The 1,530-nt window shown below is 61.4% G+C and carries 2 protein-coding genes and 1 pseudogene; 2 read left to right on the forward strand and 1 reads right to left on the reverse strand.

Annotated features, from left to right (window positions below):
• On the forward strand, nt 1-225 hold a 225-nt coding region (locus ABT116_RS45415; protein ID WP_351646919.1), incomplete at its 5' end, for a hypothetical protein.
• A gap of 29 nt (nt 226-254) precedes the next feature.
• On the opposite strand, the pseudogene ABT116_RS45420 reads toward ABT116_RS45415, so the two are convergent.
• A pseudogene (locus tag ABT116_RS45420) lies at nt 255-422 on the reverse strand (hypothetical protein); the annotation flags it as partial.
• Between the two features lie 198 nt (nt 423-620).
• On the opposite strand from ABT116_RS45420, the gene ABT116_RS45425 reads away from it, so the two are divergent.
• Nucleotides 621-818 (forward strand): hypothetical protein, encoded by a 198-nt coding sequence (locus ABT116_RS45425; RefSeq protein WP_125053481.1) that lies wholly within the window; start codon nt 621-623, stop codon nt 816-818.
• The last annotated feature ends 712 nt before the right edge of the window (nt 819-1,530 follow it).

The following is a 1,530-nucleotide window of genomic DNA, read 5'->3' on the forward strand; positions in this document are numbered from 1 at the left end:
AGCGGCGAAACGTCCGCCGACTTTGTCGAGATCGACGACGTCGGGGCCGTCGAGGACGGTCAGATGCACGACCATACCGGTCTGCTGGTGCAATTCGTGCAGAAACGGTGCGGCCGCTTCACGAAGCGAGCTGCGCCTCTCGCCGTCGCCGTCCCCCGGAGAGCGCGGCGACCGAGGCAGTATCCGAAGGAGGCGTGCTCGACCCATCCGAAGGTGGTGAGCTGATCGAGAATGCGGTGGACAGTGGAGCGAGGTAATCGAGTACGGCATGCAACCTGTTCGAGCGTGATCCGAGCTCCTCGGCCGCCGAAGGCGTCGAGAATCAACGTCAGTCGCTCGATCATCGAGGGTGGCAGGTCCTTGCCCGACTTCATCTCTGTCGAGACGCCCGGCGTTGTGCCATTCTGGTCAGCGATGCCCATGAAGCCCCTTCCGAAATTTACTAGAATTCATTCTATCTCCTGTGTTCCCCACCCAGTCGGTGGCTCGCTTGCAGAATGCGACGGTAAGCGCAGCAGACACATACATCGCGTCACAGACTTACCGGTGTCATCGGTGCGCGGGATGCGTTGCCTGCCAGTAGGAATGCGCGTTCGAAGAATTGGCCTATGGTCGATTTCGTGAGCACTGTGCCCGTCGTCGGCACCGAACTCGGACGCGACTGCCTTCAATGTAGATGTCCACTGTTTATTACCGTGCTCGAGTTCTACGCCGGTTCACCACCTGAACTGACCGACCGCCGGGAAAGTTTCGTTGATTGCCGCAGCGGATGCAGGGGCGTTATCGAACAGCCGGTCGGTATCGACATCAGCCGTTGACCGATACCACGATCTCGCCACTTCGCGGGGAGTGATCACCAACGTCTATCCGCGTCGCAACCGCTGCAGAATGGCATCGAGTTACGGGCGTGAGGCTTCGCACCGCCGGCGTGATCGAGATGAACATTCTCGGCCCCCCACCCACCCGCGCCAGCCTGGAACGAGGGCCGAACACTACCCTTCTCCGTTACTTGTCAGGAACGCGGCAATGTACTTGTACTGACGCACGGCAGAATGACGCTCATCTGGTGCAGCAGGCGACTCTGGACGACAAGGCCAGCATCAGGGAGTGCTGCCCGTCGCCTTGATCGGTTTCTGCTGGGCCTCGTTGTGCCTGCTCGACAAATACGGCGGGCTGTTCATGTTTGGAGAACAAGGCACCAGGGCATGGAGGATGTTGACCCGCCGGTTGAGTCCCCCACTCCGTCCCGGCGGGTCTTCGATCTGCGTGTCGGAGTTGTCGCCGGTTCTGACACGCACGGTCCACCGACCGATGTTCACACCTGATGTCGGTGGACCGCCCGAACTTCGCGCTCGTCGCCGACACGGCGGGCGCGTGCCCGCCCACCGAGACTCTGCTCGTGCTCAGTGTCGGTGGGCCCTTGACTACGTCCTTCCTCACCGCTCCGAGCCTAACACCCCACCACCCCCAAACCAGATGTGTAGTTCGGGGACGCCATCCGTGAGGTCCTAGTACGCCGCCACTTCACGG

The organism is Streptomyces sp. NPDC002130 (genome assembly GCF_040296465.1).
Classification (GTDB): Bacteria; Actinomycetota; Actinomycetes; order Streptomycetales; family Streptomycetaceae; genus Streptomyces.